Raw genomic sequence first — 18,521 nt, 5'->3', positions numbered from 1 at the left:
AAGCGCGTCTGGATGTCTTTACACATTCCAGACGCGCTTTTGTTGTTAATGCCAATTACCGGCTTTGTAGGGGCCCTTTCTAAATGGCAGCCACCAATTCCATTTCCCGAACAATTTCATCAAGCTCGGTACGAGAAGAAGACGAATAATGGTTGCGTCTATCGCAACTGCAATGGCAATACCGACGCCGATCTGTTTGACAGGCATGACATCTGTAAAGGCGAATGCACCTGTAAGGACAATCATGATAAGTGCGGCGGACGTAATGATCTTGCTTGTCGTCGCAAGCCCCTCGACCGTCGCACGGTCATTGTCGAACGTATTTGCATACTCTTCCTGCATCCTAGAAATAAGGAACACTTCGTAGTCCATACTCAACCCAAAGACGAGACTGAAGACGATGACAGGAATGATGAGTGCAATCGTTCCTGGTTCAATACCGAAATGTCCATACTGAAAGATGTAGACGAGAATCCCAAACGTCGCAGATAATCCAACGATATTCATGAGGATCGCTTTAATGGGAATCAAAATGGATCGGAAAGCGAGCATTAGGATGAAGAAAGTGGAAACGAGAATGACAATGAGTACATAGCCGATTTTGTCCCATATTTCATCGAAGATTTCCTGATTGAACTTTGGTTGCCCTCCGATCGAGAGATTCCAGGCCGTTTCTTTCTCCGACCAATCGCGTGCCCACTGTTGCGCAGTATCAGAATCTCCGGCAGCTCCAAGTGTTACGGGAATCATAAGTTGTTTATCTTTGATAAATGTTTCGGCAAGAGGGGTAAGTCCAGTAGCCATTTCAGGTACCAGTAGGGCTTGCTCCCATTGCTCGACGGAATCGATATCACTTGCGGTGAAAATGGTCGTTACTTTATCCACAAGTGAATCCTTTGACAGTTGTTCTTCAAGTTCTTTCATGGCTTGAAGACCCTCTGTATCTTCCCAGCCGTTAGCACGCTCTGCGATAACGTAGACGGATGATTGGTCGCCTAGGCCGAATGTGTCATCCATTAATTCAAAAGCTTGGCGTGTGTCATATGACTTGGGCAGTGAATCGATCGTAGGAATTGTCATCTCCATATTCTTCACGGGAATCATGGCGATGCCGAGTAGAATAAATGCAATGATTGTAATGGTGACGGGGCGCTTAATAACGCGCTGTGCAAATTTGCGCCAATTGTCCGCACCCTTGGCCTTTGGTTTTAGTAACTGCCATTTGTCAATTCGATCACCAAGTGCGATGAGTACAGACGGCAATAAGGTGATGGAGCTCAGGACAGCCATCCCAACTACAATCATCCCGCCAATGGAAATGTTTTGGAAAATGTCGACTCGGATAAGCATCATGGCACCAAGTCCGATAAAGACACAAAACGCCGAAAAGATTACAGATCTTCCCGCTGTACGGATGGTTGTAGAAATAGCTTCCTGCATCTTGCTTTTTTTCCGCTCTTCGCGGTAGCGACTGATGAATAGCAAAGCGAAATCGATACTAAGTGCAAGTCCAAGCATGGGGATGATATTTAATACAAAAATAGATAGATCCATTTTGCCACCGAGAATAGTCAAAACGCCGAATGAAGTAACGACCGTGACAATACCGATGATTAGCGGTACGAATGAAGCGACGACTGTCCCGAAGGCGAAGAGCAGTATGATAATGGCAATCGGTAGGCCAATGGCTTCAGCGGTCATTAAGTCGCGCTGACTGGCTGTGTTGATATCTTTTGAGATTGCGGAAGCGCCTGTCAGTGTAATTCCTTTGACATCGCCAATAGCCGCACGAATATCGGTAACGATGTCGGACATATTTGTTGCATCATTATCAAAATGGAGCAGGGCGTAAGAGACGCCTTTTTTATATTGGGTGTTATTATCTAGTGGCGAGGCAATCTCCGACGTTACGTCAAGTTTTTCAATGTCGTGAAGTGTAGATTGAATTGTATCATCCGAGATGTCTTCGAAAACTAGGAACATGGTTTCTGCCGGCATATCAAACGTATTTGAAACGATGTCCATTACAGCGGCATGTTCGCCGTCTATTTCGAAACCGTCCCCTTCAAGAAGTCCAGGTAATTTAATGGCAAAGACAGCCATGACAATGAAAATCGCAATCCATGCAATGATAATATATTTATGTGCGCTTGTTACAAATCGCGCAAGTGTACGCATACAATCCGCCCTTTCGATGTATAAATTCACGCTATTCCTCTATCATAACGGAAAATGTTGGGGTTGTCTTTTATCGTAAGAAATGTACGTGGCGCGCCGGACAGTTAGAACCTAAATATCTATATGAAGAAAAGGAAAAAAGCCAATCCCCGAAAGGATTGGCTTTTGAATGGTTAGTTTAAATTAGTTTTTGTTAACGTTTGTAGCTTGAAGACCGCGTTGGCCTTGCTCGATTTCAAACGTTACATCTTGGCCTTCTTCAAGAGACTTGAAGCCTTCTCCTTGAATAGCTGAGAAGTGTACGAATACGTCGTCGCCATCTTCACGTTCGATGAAGCCAAAACCTTTTTCTGCGTTAAACCATTTTACTTTACCTTGTTCCATGTTTGTTTCCTCCTCGTATGCTTTGTGCATACATTGTGTTACTATCCTTGCTCAAGTCTTGAAGCGGTCAAGATTAATTCGAGACCATCGCGCCGAACAAAAATAATTCTTCTTTATCATAACAGGGCCCAAGAGGGAATGCAAGCGAAATGTTTAAATTAAAAAAACAAATTAAGAACCTGATAGATAATCGCTGCAAGTGCCGCTGAAATCGGTAATGTAATAACCCAAGTGATAACGATTTTTTTTGCGACGCCCCAGTTTACACCTTTAACACGTTGCGCCGACCCTACGCCCATAATTGCGGACGAAATGACATGCGTCGTACTGACCGGTAAATGAATCAATGTGGCTCCAAAAATGATAATAGCAGATGACAAGTCAGCTGCTGCTCCATTGACTGGACGAATCTTCATAATCTTACCGCCGACAGTTTTGATGATTTTGTAACCACCGATTGAGGTTCCTAGCCCCATTGCGGTAGCTGCAGCAATCCGTACCCAAAGCTGAATATCGTCGCCTGTTTGTAAATTGGCAGCGATAAGAGCCATTGTAATAATCCCCATCGCTTTTTGTGCATCGTTCGTACCGTGTGTGAACGATTGCAACGCAGCCGTACCAATTTGTAAATAACGGAATCGGGTATTTGCTTTGAATAGATTCCTGTTTTTAAATAAAACCTTGAACAGTGACATCATTAAAAATCCGCCTGCAAGTGCGATAAACGGAGAAATGAGTAGTGCTTGTAAAATTTTTAAGAAACCAGCGTAATTCAAAATACCAAGCCCAGCTGCAGAAACAGCAGCACCCGCGATGGAACCAATTAATGCGTGTGAAGAGCTGGATGGAATTCCGAAATACCAGGTAATGAGATTCCAAGCAATTGCCGAAAGAAGTGCGGCCAAGATAACGAGTGAACCATTTTCAAGAACAAATGGATCGACGATATCTTTGGAAATGGTTTTTGCCACGCCTGTAAACGTGAGTGCACCGATAAAGTTCATGATCGCAGCCATCATAATAGCTGTTCGCGGTTTTAGTGCGCGAGTCGAAACCGATGTTGCAATGGCGTTCGCTGTATCATGAAATCCATTGATGAAATCAAAAGCAAGCGCAAAAACGACAACCATTATGGTGAGGAAAAGTACTGTATCCATTGGTCTCCTCCTTACGCGTTACGCATAATGATTGTTTCAATTGTATTGGCAACGTCTTGGCAGTAATCCGCGACATCTTCTAGTTGTTCGTAAATATCTTTGAACTGAATGATACGAATTGGATCTTTTTCACGAATGAATAGCTGTTTAATAGATGTACGAAGAACTTCGTCGCAAACTCGTTCATACTCTTTAATTTGTACGGCATGATTACGCATCGCTTCAAGTTTTCTTCTAGATAGTAACTGCATAGCTTGTACGATTTCATCGGTACTTTTCACGATGTTTTCCATGAACTTTTGGACATATTCATCGATATCAGTGAGTGAAAACATTTCAAGATGTGCCGCAAATTGTTCGATACCGTCGAGGATATCATCCATCTTAATGGCTAATTGTAAAATATCTTCACGCTCGATAGGTGTCATGAATGACTTGTTGAGCTTGGTAATGAGATCGTGGATGAGTGTATCGCCCTCCGTCTCATAACTTTTAAGCTTAATGCTTACTTCTTTTAAGTCAGCAGCTGTTACCACTTTGAAATCATCTGCATAATGGACTGCTTCCTGTACATTTTCCGCAATAGTTAATAGTGCAGTAAAGAATGGGTCTGTTTTACGTTGGTTAAACATCATTGGCCTCCATCCGTTTCCGGAAATAAATTATTGTGACCCTATCATAACAAAATCATTCGAAATAGGGACAAATTTCGACAATATTTACACAAACTTAACAAAACTTTTACGAAAATAGGATTGTGCTTTAAGAAAGTGATTATTTAGAAATAGAGTTGCCTGTATTTAGCGTACCCTTTTTTTTGATAAAACTAACCAAGCGTATTAAAGATTCGTTTCAAATCCATTTTGGCAAAGGCTTAACTTGAGCCGGCAAAGTTATTGAGATAAAAAATTAAACTTTTCAAGGAATTGAAACTTATTGTATAACCGCCCGTATATATAGGTAAGGCAGAAAAGTGGAGGTGATGGAATGGAACTGTTTGGGATGCCGATTATGCAAGTGTATCTGATCGTGTTGATTGTTGCGGGCCTTGCGACGTTACTTTACATCTTTTTCAGTGACATGGCAGAAGGCATTGGTGAGGTAAGTCCTTTTTTAGACCCGGCGGTTGTACTTGCATTCATAACACTTGCCTCGGCCGCTGGTTATCTGTTGGAGCTTGTCACGTCTATGAACAGCGGAATCATTATTATCATCGCGATTATTATCGCATTGGTACTCGATTTTCTTCTTTATTTCTTTGTACTTCTTCCATTAAGATCGGCGGAAGTGTCGCTTGCTTATACAGATGAATCGCTAGCGGGGCAAGTTGGTAAGGTAATTGTTCCTGTGCCAGTTGATGGATTTGGCGAAATTGTCATTGAGACGGTAAGTGGTATCTTATCGAAAAGAGCAGCAGGGTATGAGAATAAGGCAATTGAGTACGGCAAGGAAGTGCTTATCATTGAAGTGAAAAATGGGACATTCATCGTAAAAGAGTATGAACCATTCCGCTTCAAATAAAGTAAAGGGAGGAAAAGTGAATGGAAATATGGAGTGTAATTGGAATCGTCGCTTTTGTTTTATTGGCAGTTATTCTTGTTTATGTTGCGAAGTATAAGACGGTGGGACCGGACGAAGCGCTTATTGTGACAGGGAGTTATTTAGGGGCGAAGAATGTACATACGGATGATTCAGGCAATCGCATTAAAATCATCCGCGGCGGGGGGACATTTGTGCTACCTGTGTTTCAGCAAGCTACACCGCTTAGCTTATTATCCAGTAAGCTTGAAGTAACGACGCCAGAAGTTTATACGGAGCAAGGTGTTCCGGTAATGGCTGACGGAACAGCCATCATTAAAATTGGCGGTTCAATCTCGGAAATTGCAACAGCCGCTGAACAATTTTTAGGAAAATCAAAGGTTGACCGTGAAAACGAAGCGAAAGAAGTATTGGAAGGTCATCTGCGTTCGATTCTAGGATCAATGACAGTTGAAGAGATTTATAAAAATCGTGATATGTTTTCACAAGAAGTGCAGCGAGTTGCTTCACAGGATTTATCGAAAATGGGGCTTGTCATCGTTTCGTTTACGATTAAAGACGTACGCGATAAAAACGGTTACCTCGACTCCCTCGGGAAACCACGTATTGCGCAAGTGAAACGTGATGCAGATATTGCGACAGCTGAAGCAGAAAAAGAAACACGTATTAAAAATGCGGAAGCATCCAAAGAAGCGCAAAAAGCAGAAATTGAGCGCGCAACTGAAATTGCAGAAGCAGAAAAAGAGAATCAGTTGAAAGTTGCGGATTATCGTCGTGAGCAGGACGTTGCGAAAGCACGCGCCGACCAAGCGTATGAGTTACAAACGGCCCGTTCCAAGCAGGAAGTTATGGAACAGGAAATGCAAATTCAAATTATTGAGCGTCAAAAGCAAATTGAGTTGGAAGAGAAAGAAATTTTACGTCGTGAAAGACAGTATGATTCTGAAGTGAAGAAAAAAGCAGATGCGGACCGATATGCAATTGAACAGAATGCAGAAGCTGAAAAGTCAAAACAAATTACAGAAGCAGATGCTGAGAAGTATCGCATTGAAGCACGCGCGAAGGCGGATGCAGAAAAAGTCCGTCTTGATGGGCAGGCGAATGCTGATTCCTTGCGTGCACAAGGGGAATCAGAAGCAGATATTATTCGTCTTAAAGGTCTTGCGGAAGCAGAAGCGAAACGTAAAATTGCTGAAGCATTCGAACAGTACGGGCAAGCTGCGATGCTGGATATGATTGTTAAAATGCTACCAGAATATGCGAAAGAGATTGCAAGTCCGCTGTCCAATATCGATAAGATTACTGTTGTGGACACGGGCGGTGGTGAAGGCGGCGGTGCCAATAAAGTAACGTCGTATGCAACAAACTTAATGTCGACGTTGCAAGAAACATTGAAAGCCTCTTCAGGCATTGATGTGAAAGAAATGTTGGAGAATTATTCTGGTAAAGGAACGATTCGTCCGAGCATTGATCAGTTAACATATGAAGTGAAAGCGGCGAATGCAAAACAGCCGGTTGAAAAAGAAAGCGTGTTTGAAGAGGTTAAATAAACAGAAGAGCAAAGAGTCCGTGCGCAATTCGTTGCGTGTGGGCTCTTTTTCTAATGGAGATATTTTTGCGTGAATGGAGTCCCCTGCGCGCAAACAAACCTCCACTTCCCTAGCGACCTTAAGAAAATCTTCATTTTTATCATCATAATCCCTTAAGATTCATCTACTACAATGGCTATAGCGAAGAAAGTTGGAGGGACATAAATGATAAGTATCACGAATTTAAATCATTCATTTAAGATTGGTAAAAAGGGGAAAGAGAAGGGAGTGCCGGTGCTAAAAGGGTTAACGTTTGAGGTGGCGGAGGGTGAGATCGTGTCGATTGTCGGCAAGAGTGGATCTGGAAAGTCGACGCTTCTTCATATAATGGCGGGATTCCTGACGCCGGAAAGTGGGGAAATTCTTGTCAAGGGAGTGGAAACATCCAAATTCAACGAAGTAGAGAGTGCAAAATTTAGACTCGATCATTTCGGTTTCGTCTTCCAAAACTTTCAGCTTATGCCTGGACTGACGGCCTTTGAGAATGTTGAATTGCCATTGAAATTGAAAGGTATTAAAAAAGGCGTGCGACGTAAAAAAGTGAAAGAACTCATGCAGAGTGTAGGGTTGACAGATGTACAAGACCATTATCCAAACGAATTGTCGGGAGGTCAGCAGCAACGCGTCAGTATTGCACGTGCACTCATAACTGATCCGCCCATCATATTTGCGGATGAACCGACGGGGAGCCTAGATTCAGAAACGGAGCAGGATGTCCTACTCCTTATCCAGTCGCTCAATAAAACAAGGGGCATCACATTTGTCATCATTACCCATGACGATGAAGTAGCCCAAACGGCGAACCGCGTGTATCGTATGCACGATGGTGAATTAACAGAAGGCGGTGTGCAGCATGCAATTTAATGACCAAATCGATTTCGTACGACAACATATTAAGAAAAACAAAATGCGGGTGTTTATGACGATACTTGCGGCAACGATGGGAACAGCGTTTCTAATTGTGCTAGCATCAGTTGGATTTGGCTTGCATGAAACGATTCGTGAAGGAATGTTGTCCAATCGCTTGATTACAGAAATTCAGGTGCATGGAACGGATGAAGAGCATAGACCAGAAGATAATATAGACTCCTTGAAGAAACAAGAACATGTAAAAGCGGTTATCAGTCGCCAATTTGTAAGTACCAGCCAGAGTTCTATCTTCAAAGAGTACGAAGGAAACAATAATCTTGTTGTGACGGACTTCATGGAAGAGAGGAAGGTTGGCTTTGCGCTTGAAAAGGGGCGTTTACCGGAAAAGATGACGGAAGTCGTGGTAGGGAGCGATTTTGGTGCATCTTTAATGAGGGAACTAGGGGACGAGGAATTTGAACCGTATGAAGGGAATTTACTAGGTGAACAGTTCACTTATCAGATTGGCGAGGCTGAAGAAAAACTAACGTTAACGATTGTTGGAATTGGGACGAATCCCTCAAAAGAGTGGATGCAGGATCAACAAGTATATGTAGATGCTACCCTAAAATCGGAAATCGAACGTATTTATGCTACTACGCTAGAAAAAGGTGATTTGGCAGAGGAGCATGAATTATTTTATGGCAATACAAGCGTTCATGTCGACGAATTGGAGAATGTAAAAGCTGTTTCGGAAAAACTGAGAGACGAAGGGTACTATGTTTATTCCGTCGCGGATGAATTAGAGCAATTGGATGTCTTTTTCTTAGCATTGAAAGCAGGGCTTGTATTCGTTGGGACGATTGCGATTTTGATAGCATCGATCGGGATTTTCAATACGATGACGATGGCAGTGACGGAGCGGACGCGTGAAATCGGGGTTATGAAAGCGATTGGTGCGGATCCGAAACTGATTCAACGGCTGTTCCTCATGGAAAGTGCATGGATTGGTATTGTGGGAACGCTTTTTGCGGTTGTCATTTCTTACGGCGTTAGTATTGTATCGAATTATGTGTTGCCAATCATTGTCACGGCTGCACTTGGTGAGGAAGATTTCGGTGATATGACTGTTACGTTTTCTGTCATTCCGTGGCAGCTTGTTGTGATTGCTTCGACTATTAGTATTGGTGTAGCCATGATTTCAGGATGGCGTCCAGCGCGCAAGGCTACAAAAATTGATGTGATTCAGGCGTTACGTCAGGAGTTATAAAAATTAGGAGACAACTGCTTATTCATTGGCAGTTGTCTTTTCCTGTTATTCACAAGAGTGCTATAATGACAATTAATTCTATTGAGACTGACTGCCAAATAATAAAACTATATAAATTGAACTAAAGAGCCTTACCAACACCGCTCGGCGCTTGGGGAGTGGGCGGAAATCATAAGTTCAACATATATATCAAATTTTTTATAGTAAATCGAAAGGGGTTTTATCGTTTAATGAAAGTACTTGAAAAGAACGTCGCGAATACAAAATCATTAGGCAAGTTGTGGGTCGTTCTTATACTGGGCTCGTTGACAGCTTTTGGTCCGTTATCGATGGATATGTATTTACCAGCACTTCCAATCGTTGCGGAAGATTTACAGGCAACGACATCTCTTGCACAATTGAGCTTGACTGCCTGTCTATTAGGGTTGGCAATTGGTCAGCTAATATTTGGTCCGTTAAGTGATATTCGGGGAAGGCGGAAGCCTCTTGTACTGACTCTTGTCATTTACGCAATTGCTTCGGTTCTTTGTGCATTTAGCACGAGTATTTGGGTTTTCATTGGCTTGCGTTTTGTTCAAGGTTTGACAGGAGCAGCTGGAATCGTCATTGCGCGAGCGTCCGCTCGTGATATGTATTCAGGAAAAGAGTTAACGAAATTTGTCGCTTTACTTGCGCTTGTCAATGGAGTCGCGCCGATTTTGGCCCCTATTTCTGGCGGTGTCATTTTAAACTTTGCGTCATGGAATAGTGTATTTATCATTTTAGGTGTGATTGGTCTGCTCATGTTTGCGTCGGTTTTCTTCTTTTTACCGGAAACGTTACCTGTAGAAAATCGTTCAGAGGGTAGTTTGCTTGCTGTCTTCAAAGCATTCAGGAGTCTATTTGCCAATCGTGTGTTTATGGGGGTTGCATTTACGCAGGCGTTTATCATGACAGGCATGTTTGCCTACATTTCGGGCTCCCCTTTTGTACTGCAAAATGTCTATGGGGTAACACCGCAACAATTCTCCGTGCTATTTGCGGTTAATGGGATTGGTATTATTATTGCTGCGCAGCTTGCAGGTCGATTAACGGGCGTAGTAAACGAAGTCAAAATCCTATTTGCAGGAATTATGATGTCGCTTATCGGTAGTCTTTTGCTGGTGCTTGTCGTACTTAATGATCTTTCACTTCTATTCATGGCAATCGCACTCTTTTTAGTTGTTTCCAGTGTAGGAATGGTGTCCACTATGTCTTTTTCAATTGGTCTGCAAAGTCAGGGGAAATCGGCTGGTAGTGCTTCCGCATTTCTTGGATTACTGCCCTTTATCGGTGGGGCTATCGTATCGCCACTTGTGGGCATTGCGGGGGATCAAACCGCTTGGCCAATGGGTATCGTCATTGCGGTTTGTAGTGTAGCTGCTTTAGTGATTTATGGGGTGCTTGTGAAAGGGCACGCACATAACGAATAATGGATGTTGAAAAACCTGGGCAACCAGGTTTTTTCTATATAAGGGTAGGGGGAATTTTAATGGATTATATTCAAACAATGAGACAAATGATTGGCAAAGAGTCATTGTTAACAGTGGGCTGTGGTGTCATTATGACGAACGAAGATAAAATATTGCTTCAGCACCGAACGGATGAAGACAATTGGTGCATTCCGGGTGGTGTGATGGAACTTGGGGAAACGTTTGAAGAGACCGCGATAAGAGAAACTTATGAAGAAACAGGATTAATCGTGGAAGAGCTACAGTTGTTTGGTCTTTATTCCGGGGAGTCTTGTTATGTTACGTATCCGAATGGGGACCATGTGTACAGTGTGCAAGTCATTTTTCATTCGGATTGTTATAGGGGGGAGCCTAAACAGAGTGGAGCTGAAAGTAGAGCCCATCGTTTTTTCGGCAAAGATGCATTGCCAGCTAACTTGAATCCTAGACAAAAAGCATTTATCCAAGACTGGGCGGATGATAAAAAGCTACCAATCATGAGATAATGAAAACATTAACAAGTGAAAGGTGATGGCGAAATGGATTATCGTATTGAACATGATACATTTGGTGAAATTAAAGTACCTGCGGACAAGTTATGGGGTGCCCAGACACAACGCAGTAAGCAAAACTTCAAAATTGGCGGAGAAAAAATGCCGATAGGTGTTGTTCGCGCATTTGCCCACTTGAAAAAGTCAGCTGCAATCGCAAGCCATGCACACGGTGCTATTTCAGAAGCGAAAATGAAAGCGATTTCTGCAGCGGCAGATGAAGTGATTACAGGGAAGTTGGATGAGCATTTCCCGCTTGTGGTTTGGCAAACAGGAAGTGGTACTCAATCGAATATGAATATGAATGAAGTACTTGCCAACCGTGGCAATCAATTGCTGGAGGAGTGGGGCGAAGAAGAACGTCTACACCCAAATGATGACGTCAATAAATCACAAAGCTCAAATGATACATTCCCAACAGCTTTGCATGTTGCAGGCGTTGTGGCGGTACAACAGCAACTCGTTCCGGCAATTGGCAAGTTGAAAGAAACACTCGCTAAGAAATCTGAGGAATTCATGGATATCATTAAAATTGGTCGGACGCATTTACAAGATGCGACGCCGTTGACTTTAGGCCAAGAAATTAGTGGTTGGCACCGGATGCTCGAGAAAACGGAAAAAATGATTACAGACAGTGTTGAGTCGATGAAAGAACTTGCTATTGGCGGAACAGCAGTTGGGACAGGCCTTAATGCACCTGTTGGATTTGGTGACCGCGTTGCGGCTGAAATTACAAATGCGGTAGGCATCGAGTTCACCTCTGCACAAAATAAGTTCCATTCGTTGACGAGCTATGACGAAGTCGTTTACGTACACGGAGCGATTAAGGCACTTGCGGCGGACCTTATGAAAATTGCTAATGATGTGCGCTGGTTGGCGAGTGGACCACGTTCTGGGATTGGCGAAATTACGATTCCTGAAAATGAACCTGGGAGTTCTATCATGCCAGGGAAAGTGAATCCGACACAAAGTGAAGCATTAACAATGGTCGTTGCGCAAGTGATGGGGAACGACGCAACAATCGGTTTTGCGGCAAGCCAAGGGAACTTTGAACTAAACGTGTTCAAACCTGTCATCATCTTCAACTTCCTACAATCAGTGACGTTATTAAGCGATGCAATGATCAGCTTCAATGATAACTGTGCAGTCGGCATTGAACCAAATCGCGAAGAAATCGCTAACAAAGTGCAAAACTCACTGATGCTTGTGACTGCACTGAATCCACATATCGGCTATGAAAATGCAGCGAAAATCGCAAAAGCTGCCCATGCAGAAGGCACGACTTTGAAAGTAGCGGCACTCAAAACCGGCTTGTTGACGGAAGAGCAGTTTGACGAATATGTGGACCCGTCGAAAATGATTGGGAAATAAGGAGTCGATTTTGGCATGCATGAAAAAGATTGTCCATATTGCAATCTGTTCGCGGATCCAGAGCAACAAATTATTTACGAGAATGCAACATGCGCTTATATTCAAAAGCCTTCTGAACAAACAGTGTTAGAAGGAAGCGGCTTGATTGTTCCGAAACGCCATGCTCAGGACGTGTTTTCATTAACAACGGAAGAGTGGGCAGATACACAGGAACTTCTGTTGAAAGCAAAAGCCTTTTTGGAAGAGCGATACGGGCATGATGGCTATTCGGTTGGCTGGAATACTGGGAAAACAGGCGGTCAATCCATCCCGCACGCACATTTGCATGTCATTCCACGCTTTGCAGATGAGCCGTATGCTGGAAAAGGTATCCGCTACTGGATTAAACAACAAGATAATCGACGGCATCCGTAATTCTTAATGAGATTCGCCATGAAGGATACGCGAAACCGATTGATACACCAATGCCAACCTAATGAGCAATCCACTTCATTTCTACCTATAGGAATGAAGTGGATTTTTTTGAAACGATAAATGAAATCACTTCGTCTACAGTTCAAAAGGGGGATGCTTAATGAGAGTATTTAAACCAGTATTAGCCATTGCAATTCTTATCATCGTTTTCGGTGGGGTATATTATGTAATTGCGGGCTATAAAGAGAAAAATCAAATACTGGAAAAATCTTTGTTGGAGAATAAGGAACTAACAGAAAAAATAAAGGCTGAAAATAGTAGTGAAGTCTTGCGATTAAACGATGAAGTTGCGAGGCTCCAACAGCAAATTCAAGATTTAAGTGAGTCTACAAAAAACGAAGGTCAGTTGGATCATTTAACGGCAAGTATTCTTCAGCAGTTAAATTATGAAGGAACTGAAAAGGACATTATCGCAGAACTTATCCTTCACCCAGAGCTTATTCCTTATGATGGGATTTTGGGAGGGACGATGCAATTGAGTGCGGAGGGAGCAAAAGTATTATCTCATGAATGGATTTTTGCTCCGTTTTCAGACGGACACACTTTAGGGCATCTCCTAGTGGAATATAAGGTCAATGATGGAAAGCTAACAGATTGGAAAACCATCGACACCTATATACTTGGCGATGAATTAAAATAAAAAATTATAGATACGATGCAGGCTATGCGGAATGCTCGGGTATGTCGATGCCATCCGATGTCTGAAATATCGACAAAAAAGCAGACACGCGATTGTGTCTGCTTTTTTCATGACTCATTTAATATACGTATCGCTTACTAAATGTTGTTGCAAAACTTCTGTTGGGATTTCAAACGTTGTGATGCCCATATAACCTGGGGCAACTTCATATTTATCGAATGAAATGACAAGTTTATTGTTATCTGTAATATAAAATGACTGTTCTGCTTGGATTGTTTTGAAGTCATCAAAGAATTCGTTGCTTATAAAGTAAGAGATGTCTTCATCGGCTACCATTTGTCGCTTCATTTCGCCGACGATATACTCACTTATGGCTTGAACATATTGGTCATCTTTAAAAAGGCTTGGCAATGTGATTAACATGCTGTTTTGTTTGTCGATCGTGTCGTATTTCATCGTGGTGGAAGACGATCCGACGGTGTTCACTTGGTAACGAGAAATGGCTAGCAGTTGGTCGTTATCTGTTAACACTTCATAACCCGTATCGATGCCAAGATGTCCGCCGCCTGCTTTTTCCATTTCAGCAACGTCCTTTTCGAACTGTTCGAAGAGAGCCTTGTTTTCTTCGATGTATTTTTCATTCAATGTTGCTTGTAGCTCTTTATCTTCCAATCCTTCGATTTCGGGTATAGTGACATCGGCTTGATACGTTTCTTTATCCACCGTTAATTGTTGCACGGTAAACACGTCAACGATGGCGCCGAGTACAGGGACATTCGCCATAGCTTGTGCGAATGATGGACTCATATTGATACTACCGATGAAAATAGCAGCAGCTGCAGCTGTTCCGATTGTCCATTGTTTAACAACAGGACGTTTTTTGCGAGAAGACTTTGCCTCGCGGATTGCCGCGTTCACAACATCTTCTAATTCAGACGGGATCTCCGTTTCGTCATAATCCTTTTTTAACTTGTTCAGTTTCTTCATAATCTGAACTCCTCTCCAACTTCAATGCGTAATTTCTTCAATGCCGCATATAATCTCGTTTTGACTGTATTGACATTGTCACCGGTTACTTCGGCGATTTCATCGATTTTCAAATCCTCGAAAAATCGTAAAATGATGAGGCTCTTATATTTAGGTGGCAGCTGGTCGATGGCATTTTGTAAATCTATATCGACAATGTCATCTTCTAACTGGGGCAAAAAGCTATCCAGAACATCATCCTCCATCAAGGTAACCCGCTGATGCTTACGGATAAAATCAATGGCTGTATTGACGACAATTCGATAAAACCACGTTTTCATATAGGCTAGCTCATCCAATCGATCTACCGAACTCAGTGCTTTTAAAATGGACTCTTGCACAATATCGAGTGCATTTTCCTTATTTCGTACGTAGCTATAGGCCAGACGATAATGGGCTTCACGGTTTTCTACGATAAAGTTTTCCACAAGTTTAAACTTCTCATTTTTTGTCATGACAAAAATTTCACCTTCTCCAATCTCCAACATGTCGCGAACACGTTACAGTTATTTGACGGGGTATATCCGTGAAAAGTTTGGTTTATTTTTCTGCTTTAGAATTTAAATCAAAGAATTCCTTTAAACTCGCTTCGGCTACCCCTTTTAAGGCGCCTTCGCTTGGTTTATACACGTACTCATAATTCGCATAGTATGTAGTTGATTGAATATTTCATAATCCGATCTTGAAGCTATGGTAAGATAAATTCAACAGTAAAGGGAGTGTAGACATGAAAGGTATACCATTTGTTGCGTCATGGAGTGGCGGGAAAGATTCCGCGATGGCGTATTATCGGGCGATGCAAGCGGGAGGGATTCCGAAACGATTGTGGACGATGTTTGAAGAGGATATAGAGCGATCGAAATCGCATGCATTGCCTTTTGCAGTTATTGAAGCACAAGCAGAAAAATTGGCTGTTCCTTTAATGATTCGAGGAGCCAGCTGGAGTAGTTATGAAGTACAGTTTGTAGATGCCATGCAAGCATGTAAAGAGATGGGGATTGACCATGGTGTTTTTGGCGATATCGATCTAGAAGATCATTTGCAATGGGTACAGCAAACCTGTGCAAAAGTAGGTATGGATGCCGTGCATCCCTTATGGATGGAGCCACGCCGTAGCTTACTAGAGGAATTTATAGCTGCAGAATTCGAAGCCTATATTGTTGTCGTCAATACAAAGATGATGCCAGCGCATTTCATTGGCCGTAAATTTACTGTGGAACTGATGGACGAACTGGATGCGCTGGGTATTGATTCATGTGGGGAATCCGGTGAATTCCATACAGTTGTTGTAGACGGTCCGATTTTTAGTGAACGCGTACCTGTCGTATTTTCGGGGCAGCATGAGCGGGACGGCTATGTATTTTTGGATGTAACGTTGGGTGAATAAAGGGGATACACGTGAAGCTGCAAAAATGTGATCACTGCAATGCTTGTTTTACTTGGGGGCTAATTAATAAATCTCTTTGATTTTCCCTTGTTTAGTGAAATATAGTGATGACTATGCCTGAAGAACAGTAGATGGAGAAGTTATGCGGAAATTATTTTTTGTACTAGGAATGGCTTTATTACTAGCTTCCTGTAGTGAAGCTGAGGTGGTCGAACATGTCGAGGCGTTTACGATTGAAACGATGTCTGATACCCCGGATAGTTCGGGACTCTATGTGAAAGTAGGATACCATCGAGTAAACAGTGTCAGTTTCTTGAAGGAGTGGGGTGACAAAGTACAAGGAGAAACATCTTCCATCGAGGACTTTTATAATTTGGATGGTGACTATGTGAGCACGCGCGTTACCTACTCATATGGAGAAGCATTGAAGCGTCATAATCTGTTAGATGGCAAGAATGAGTACATTGAACTGACGGAACCGACGACTATTTTGGCACCAGCCATGTCGAGTGGAGTGATTGAAACGAAAAGTTTGTCGGAGGAAGAGAAAGAGAAGGTAAAAGCACATGTTTTGAAGTATGTCGATGGAATTAGGTGAAAGTGAGACTGCCTAGGCTTAGCAGGCCATTGAGGTGAGTTATGAAAAACATCCCCATTCGCTAAACGCAAATGGGGCCGGGTTGCTTATTGATTCAACAAATCTCCCAATTCACGTTCCAAAAACGGATCGGCATTGAGCAGATTCCTGAATTCCTTGTAACGTGTAACGTCCGCAGCAGATGGCTGTTGTCCTGTAAGATAGGCCCTTATTAGGACGTTTTTCGGTGTGTGCTCCATATCAATGAACTCCAACAGTTGTGCTTCGTAGCCGACTAGTGACAAGAGCTCAGCACGGATGGAGTCGGTGGCAAGTGCAGCGAACCGTTCTTTGATGAGTCCATGCTGAAGCATGACATCGAGTGCGGGGGATTTGATTTGCGAAAACAATTCGTGTTGACAGCAAGGAACACTCAAGATGACTTTTGCTCCCCATTTCACCGCACGGGCAAGCGCCATATCTGTCGCGACGTCGCAGGCATGTAGCGTGACGACCATATCGACAGACGTTTCTTCATTATAGTCGTTAATGTCGCCGACAAGAAATTCAAGTTGATCGTAGCCTAGATCTTGCGCGATGCTGCTACATTCCTCAATCACTTCTTTTTTCAAATCAAGACCGGTCACCTTAATATCGAGTCCTTTTTCGATGCGTAAGTAATGATACAGTGCAAACGTTAAATACGATTTTCCTGAACCGAAATCAAGAATGCGCACAGTGCGGTCTTTCGGTAAATGGGCAAGTGAGTCGTCGATGAATTCGACGAAGCGATTAATTTGCCTAAACTTGTCGTGTTTTTGCTTTTTCACTTTGCCATCAGCTGTTTGGACGCCAAGACGAACTAAGAATGGATAAGGCGTGTTTTCATCCAGTAAATAATTTTTCTTGCGGTTATGTGAAAGGTCGGCCACTTTTCCGGAGTTCACCTTGTCCGATTTCCACATGACTTTGAATTTCTTAGATAACTGAACATGAACCTTTTCATCTGAAAACTCGGCATGCAATTGTTTGAAGCGTTCAAGCAATTGTTGTAGGTGTCCTTGTAGTTCATCAGGTGTGACATTGTCGTGTTTTAAAATACGTTCATACTGGTATTCAAATTGGATATGCAGTTGTCCTTTTATTTCCACAGGTTTTACTTTCACCCGTTTCAATTCGTCTGTCTTTGTTCGAGGTTGACTGATAGTAGCGTTAATAAATGCTCCATCTGTCATACGACGCGTGAGTTCCCCTAGTAATTCTTCAAATTGCATCATCATCGCTCCTAGTTAAATTCAAATCCTTGCTTATCCAAAAATGCTTTCATATGTGTCCGTTTCGGTGTGCCTAAAAACTTCGCCATGGAGTCAGACCAGGCGGCATCTCTTCGGTTTGACCCGCGGCTTAAGTAATAGTCGTTCATTATTTCATCGTACACGGGGAGGATGTTGTCGTATTTATCCGCATCATAGCTATTTTCATGAATGATTGCTTCGATGGGGAGTCTCGGTTTTACTTCATTCGCCTCGTCTGGAACGCCGATTGTCATGGCAAACATCGGAGCAACGCCTACAGGTAGGTTGAATAGTGTGCTTATTTCATCCGGCGCATTACGCACACCTCCGATATAGCAAATGCCGTATCCTTTCGATTCCGCCGCAATCGCGACATTTTGTGCGAACAAGGCAACATCTGTGACGCCGACGAGTACGTTTTCTGCATGCGAGAGGTCAATCTCCTTCCCGAGTAAGTTAGCTGCTTTTTGGAGGCGATGAAAATCCATACAAAAAACAAGTACAGCACCTGCCGATAAAATCTGTTGTGGATTTTTTGTGAGTTCGGCGAGTTTTTTTCGCTTGTCATCATCCGTGACATGGATGACAGAGTACGCTTGTACAAAATGGGAGCTTGCGGCATGTTGCCCTGCGCGAACGAGTTCGACTACTTCTTCTTTTGCAAGCGGATTGTCTTTATATTTTCGTACGGATGCGTGTGCAGTTAATAATTCGATGACCATGGAATCCCTCCAAAAAAATTCTGTAGCATAAGATTAACAGACT

General features: G+C 42.8%; 19 protein-coding genes. 11 read left to right on the top strand and 8 right to left on the bottom strand.

Features of this window, described 5'->3' with window-relative positions; genetic code table 11:
* Nucleotides 1-45: 45 nt before the first annotated feature.
* The 4 genes from ACIQ0H_RS11925 to ACIQ0H_RS11910 form a co-directional block, all read right to left on the bottom strand.
* Nucleotides 46-2,178, bottom strand: a complete 2,133-nt coding sequence (locus tag ACIQ0H_RS11925; protein WP_403414789.1) for an MMPL family transporter — start codon at nucleotides 2,176-2,178, stop codon at nucleotides 46-48.
* Between the two features lie 183 nt (nucleotides 2,179-2,361).
* A complete protein-coding gene (locus tag ACIQ0H_RS11920) occupies nucleotides 2,362-2,562 on the bottom strand; it encodes a cold-shock protein (protein WP_067205063.1) in 201 nt (66 codons plus the stop codon).
* Nucleotides 2,563-2,720: 158 nt separating this feature from the next.
* On the bottom strand, nucleotides 2,721-3,719 hold the full coding sequence (locus ACIQ0H_RS11915; RefSeq protein WP_403414786.1) for an inorganic phosphate transporter: 999 nt from the start codon (nucleotides 3,717-3,719) through the stop codon (nucleotides 2,721-2,723).
* Between the two features lie 11 nt (nucleotides 3,720-3,730).
* Entirely contained in the window at nucleotides 3,731-4,351 is a 621-nt protein-coding gene (locus ACIQ0H_RS11910; protein ID WP_403414784.1) for a DUF47 domain-containing protein, read from the bottom strand.
* A gap of 355 nt (nucleotides 4,352-4,706) precedes the next feature.
* On the opposite strand from ACIQ0H_RS11910, the gene ACIQ0H_RS11905 reads away from it, so the two are divergent.
* From ACIQ0H_RS11905 to ACIQ0H_RS11865, 9 genes are all read left to right on the top strand, one after another.
* The gene (locus tag ACIQ0H_RS11905) at nucleotides 4,707-5,240 is read left to right on the top strand and encodes an NfeD family membrane protein (protein ID WP_403414781.1); all 534 of its coding nucleotides are present in this window, start codon (nucleotides 4,707-4,709) and stop codon (nucleotides 5,238-5,240) included.
* Between the two features lie 20 nt (nucleotides 5,241-5,260).
* Nucleotides 5,261-6,808: a flotillin lipid rafts scaffold protein FloT gene (locus tag ACIQ0H_RS11900; RefSeq protein WP_403414778.1), complete on the top strand. Its 1,548-nt coding sequence runs from the start codon at nucleotides 5,261-5,263 to the stop codon at nucleotides 6,806-6,808.
* 204 nt (nucleotides 6,809-7,012) lie between these two features.
* Nucleotides 7,013-7,711: an ABC transporter ATP-binding protein gene (locus ACIQ0H_RS11895; protein WP_403414775.1), complete on the top strand. Its 699-nt coding sequence runs from the start codon at nucleotides 7,013-7,015 to the stop codon at nucleotides 7,709-7,711.
* Complete coding sequence (locus ACIQ0H_RS11890; protein ID WP_403414772.1) at nucleotides 7,701-8,966, top strand: ABC transporter permease; 1,266 nt, start codon at nucleotides 7,701-7,703, stop codon at nucleotides 8,964-8,966. The genes ACIQ0H_RS11895 and ACIQ0H_RS11890 overlap by 11 nt, the downstream gene beginning before the upstream one ends.
* 230 nt (nucleotides 8,967-9,196) lie before the next feature.
* The gene (locus ACIQ0H_RS11885) at nucleotides 9,197-10,417 is read left to right on the top strand and encodes a multidrug effflux MFS transporter (protein ID WP_403414770.1); all 1,221 of its coding nucleotides are present in this window, start codon (nucleotides 9,197-9,199) and stop codon (nucleotides 10,415-10,417) included.
* Nucleotides 10,418-10,476: 59 nt separating this feature from the next.
* Nucleotides 10,477-10,941: an NUDIX hydrolase gene (locus tag ACIQ0H_RS11880; RefSeq protein ID WP_403414767.1), complete on the top strand. Its 465-nt coding sequence runs from the start codon at nucleotides 10,477-10,479 to the stop codon at nucleotides 10,939-10,941.
* A 33-nt stretch (nucleotides 10,942-10,974) separates the two neighbouring features.
* Entirely contained in the window at nucleotides 10,975-12,357 is a 1,383-nt protein-coding gene (gene fumC, locus ACIQ0H_RS11875) for a class II fumarate hydratase (protein ID WP_403414765.1), read from the top strand.
* Between the two features lie 15 nt (nucleotides 12,358-12,372).
* A complete protein-coding gene (locus ACIQ0H_RS11870; RefSeq protein WP_403414762.1) occupies nucleotides 12,373-12,771 on the top strand; it encodes an HIT family protein in 399 nt (132 codons plus the stop codon).
* A gap of 160 nt (nucleotides 12,772-12,931) precedes the next feature.
* Nucleotides 12,932-13,471 (top strand): hypothetical protein, encoded by a 540-nt coding sequence (locus ACIQ0H_RS11865; protein ID WP_403414759.1) that lies wholly within the window; start codon nucleotides 12,932-12,934, stop codon nucleotides 13,469-13,471.
* 114 nt (nucleotides 13,472-13,585) lie between these two features.
* On the opposite strand, the gene rsiV is transcribed toward ACIQ0H_RS11865, so the two are convergent.
* Nucleotides 13,586-14,458 (bottom strand): anti-sigma-V factor RsiV, encoded by an 873-nt coding sequence (gene rsiV / locus ACIQ0H_RS11860; protein ID WP_403414756.1) that lies wholly within the window; start codon nucleotides 14,456-14,458, stop codon nucleotides 13,586-13,588.
* Nucleotides 14,455-14,952 carry an RNA polymerase sigma factor SigV gene (locus ACIQ0H_RS11855; protein ID WP_403414755.1) on the bottom strand — a complete coding sequence of 166 codons (498 nt, stop codon included), beginning with the start codon at nucleotides 14,950-14,952 and terminating at the stop codon, nucleotides 14,455-14,457. The genes rsiV and ACIQ0H_RS11855 overlap by 4 nt, the downstream gene beginning before the upstream one ends.
* A 272-nt stretch (nucleotides 14,953-15,224) precedes the next feature.
* Between ACIQ0H_RS11855 and ACIQ0H_RS11850 the strand changes: the two genes are divergently transcribed.
* Together ACIQ0H_RS11850 and ACIQ0H_RS11845 are read left to right on the top strand one after the other, a co-directional pair.
* Complete coding sequence (locus tag ACIQ0H_RS11850; protein WP_403414752.1) at nucleotides 15,225-15,884, top strand: Dph6-related ATP pyrophosphatase; 660 nt, start codon at nucleotides 15,225-15,227, stop codon at nucleotides 15,882-15,884.
* Nucleotides 15,885-16,026: 142 nt separating this feature from the next.
* On the top strand, nucleotides 16,027-16,482 hold the full coding sequence (locus ACIQ0H_RS11845) for a membrane lipoprotein lipid attachment site-containing protein (protein ID WP_403414750.1): 456 nt from the start codon (nucleotides 16,027-16,029) through the stop codon (nucleotides 16,480-16,482).
* Nucleotides 16,483-16,568: 86 nt separating this feature from the next.
* Here ACIQ0H_RS11845 and ACIQ0H_RS11840 read toward each other — a convergent pair whose 3' ends face one another.
* Nucleotides 16,569-17,735 carry a class I SAM-dependent methyltransferase gene (locus ACIQ0H_RS11840; RefSeq protein WP_403414747.1) on the bottom strand — a complete coding sequence of 389 codons (1,167 nt, stop codon included), beginning with the start codon at nucleotides 17,733-17,735 and terminating at the stop codon, nucleotides 16,569-16,571.
* An 11-nt stretch (nucleotides 17,736-17,746) separates the two neighbouring features.
* Entirely contained in the window at nucleotides 17,747-18,478 is a 732-nt protein-coding gene (gene nfsA, locus ACIQ0H_RS11835; protein ID WP_403414745.1) for an oxygen-insensitive NADPH nitroreductase, read from the bottom strand.
* Between the last annotated feature and the right edge of the window lie 43 nt (nucleotides 18,479-18,521).

Origin of the sequence: Sporosarcina sp. NPDC096371 (assembly GCF_044762865.1) — a bacterium.
In the GTDB taxonomy this organism is placed as follows: domain Bacteria; phylum Bacillota; class Bacilli; order Bacillales_A; family Planococcaceae; genus Sporosarcina.
This window is presented reverse-complemented; position numbering and strand designations above follow the sequence as displayed.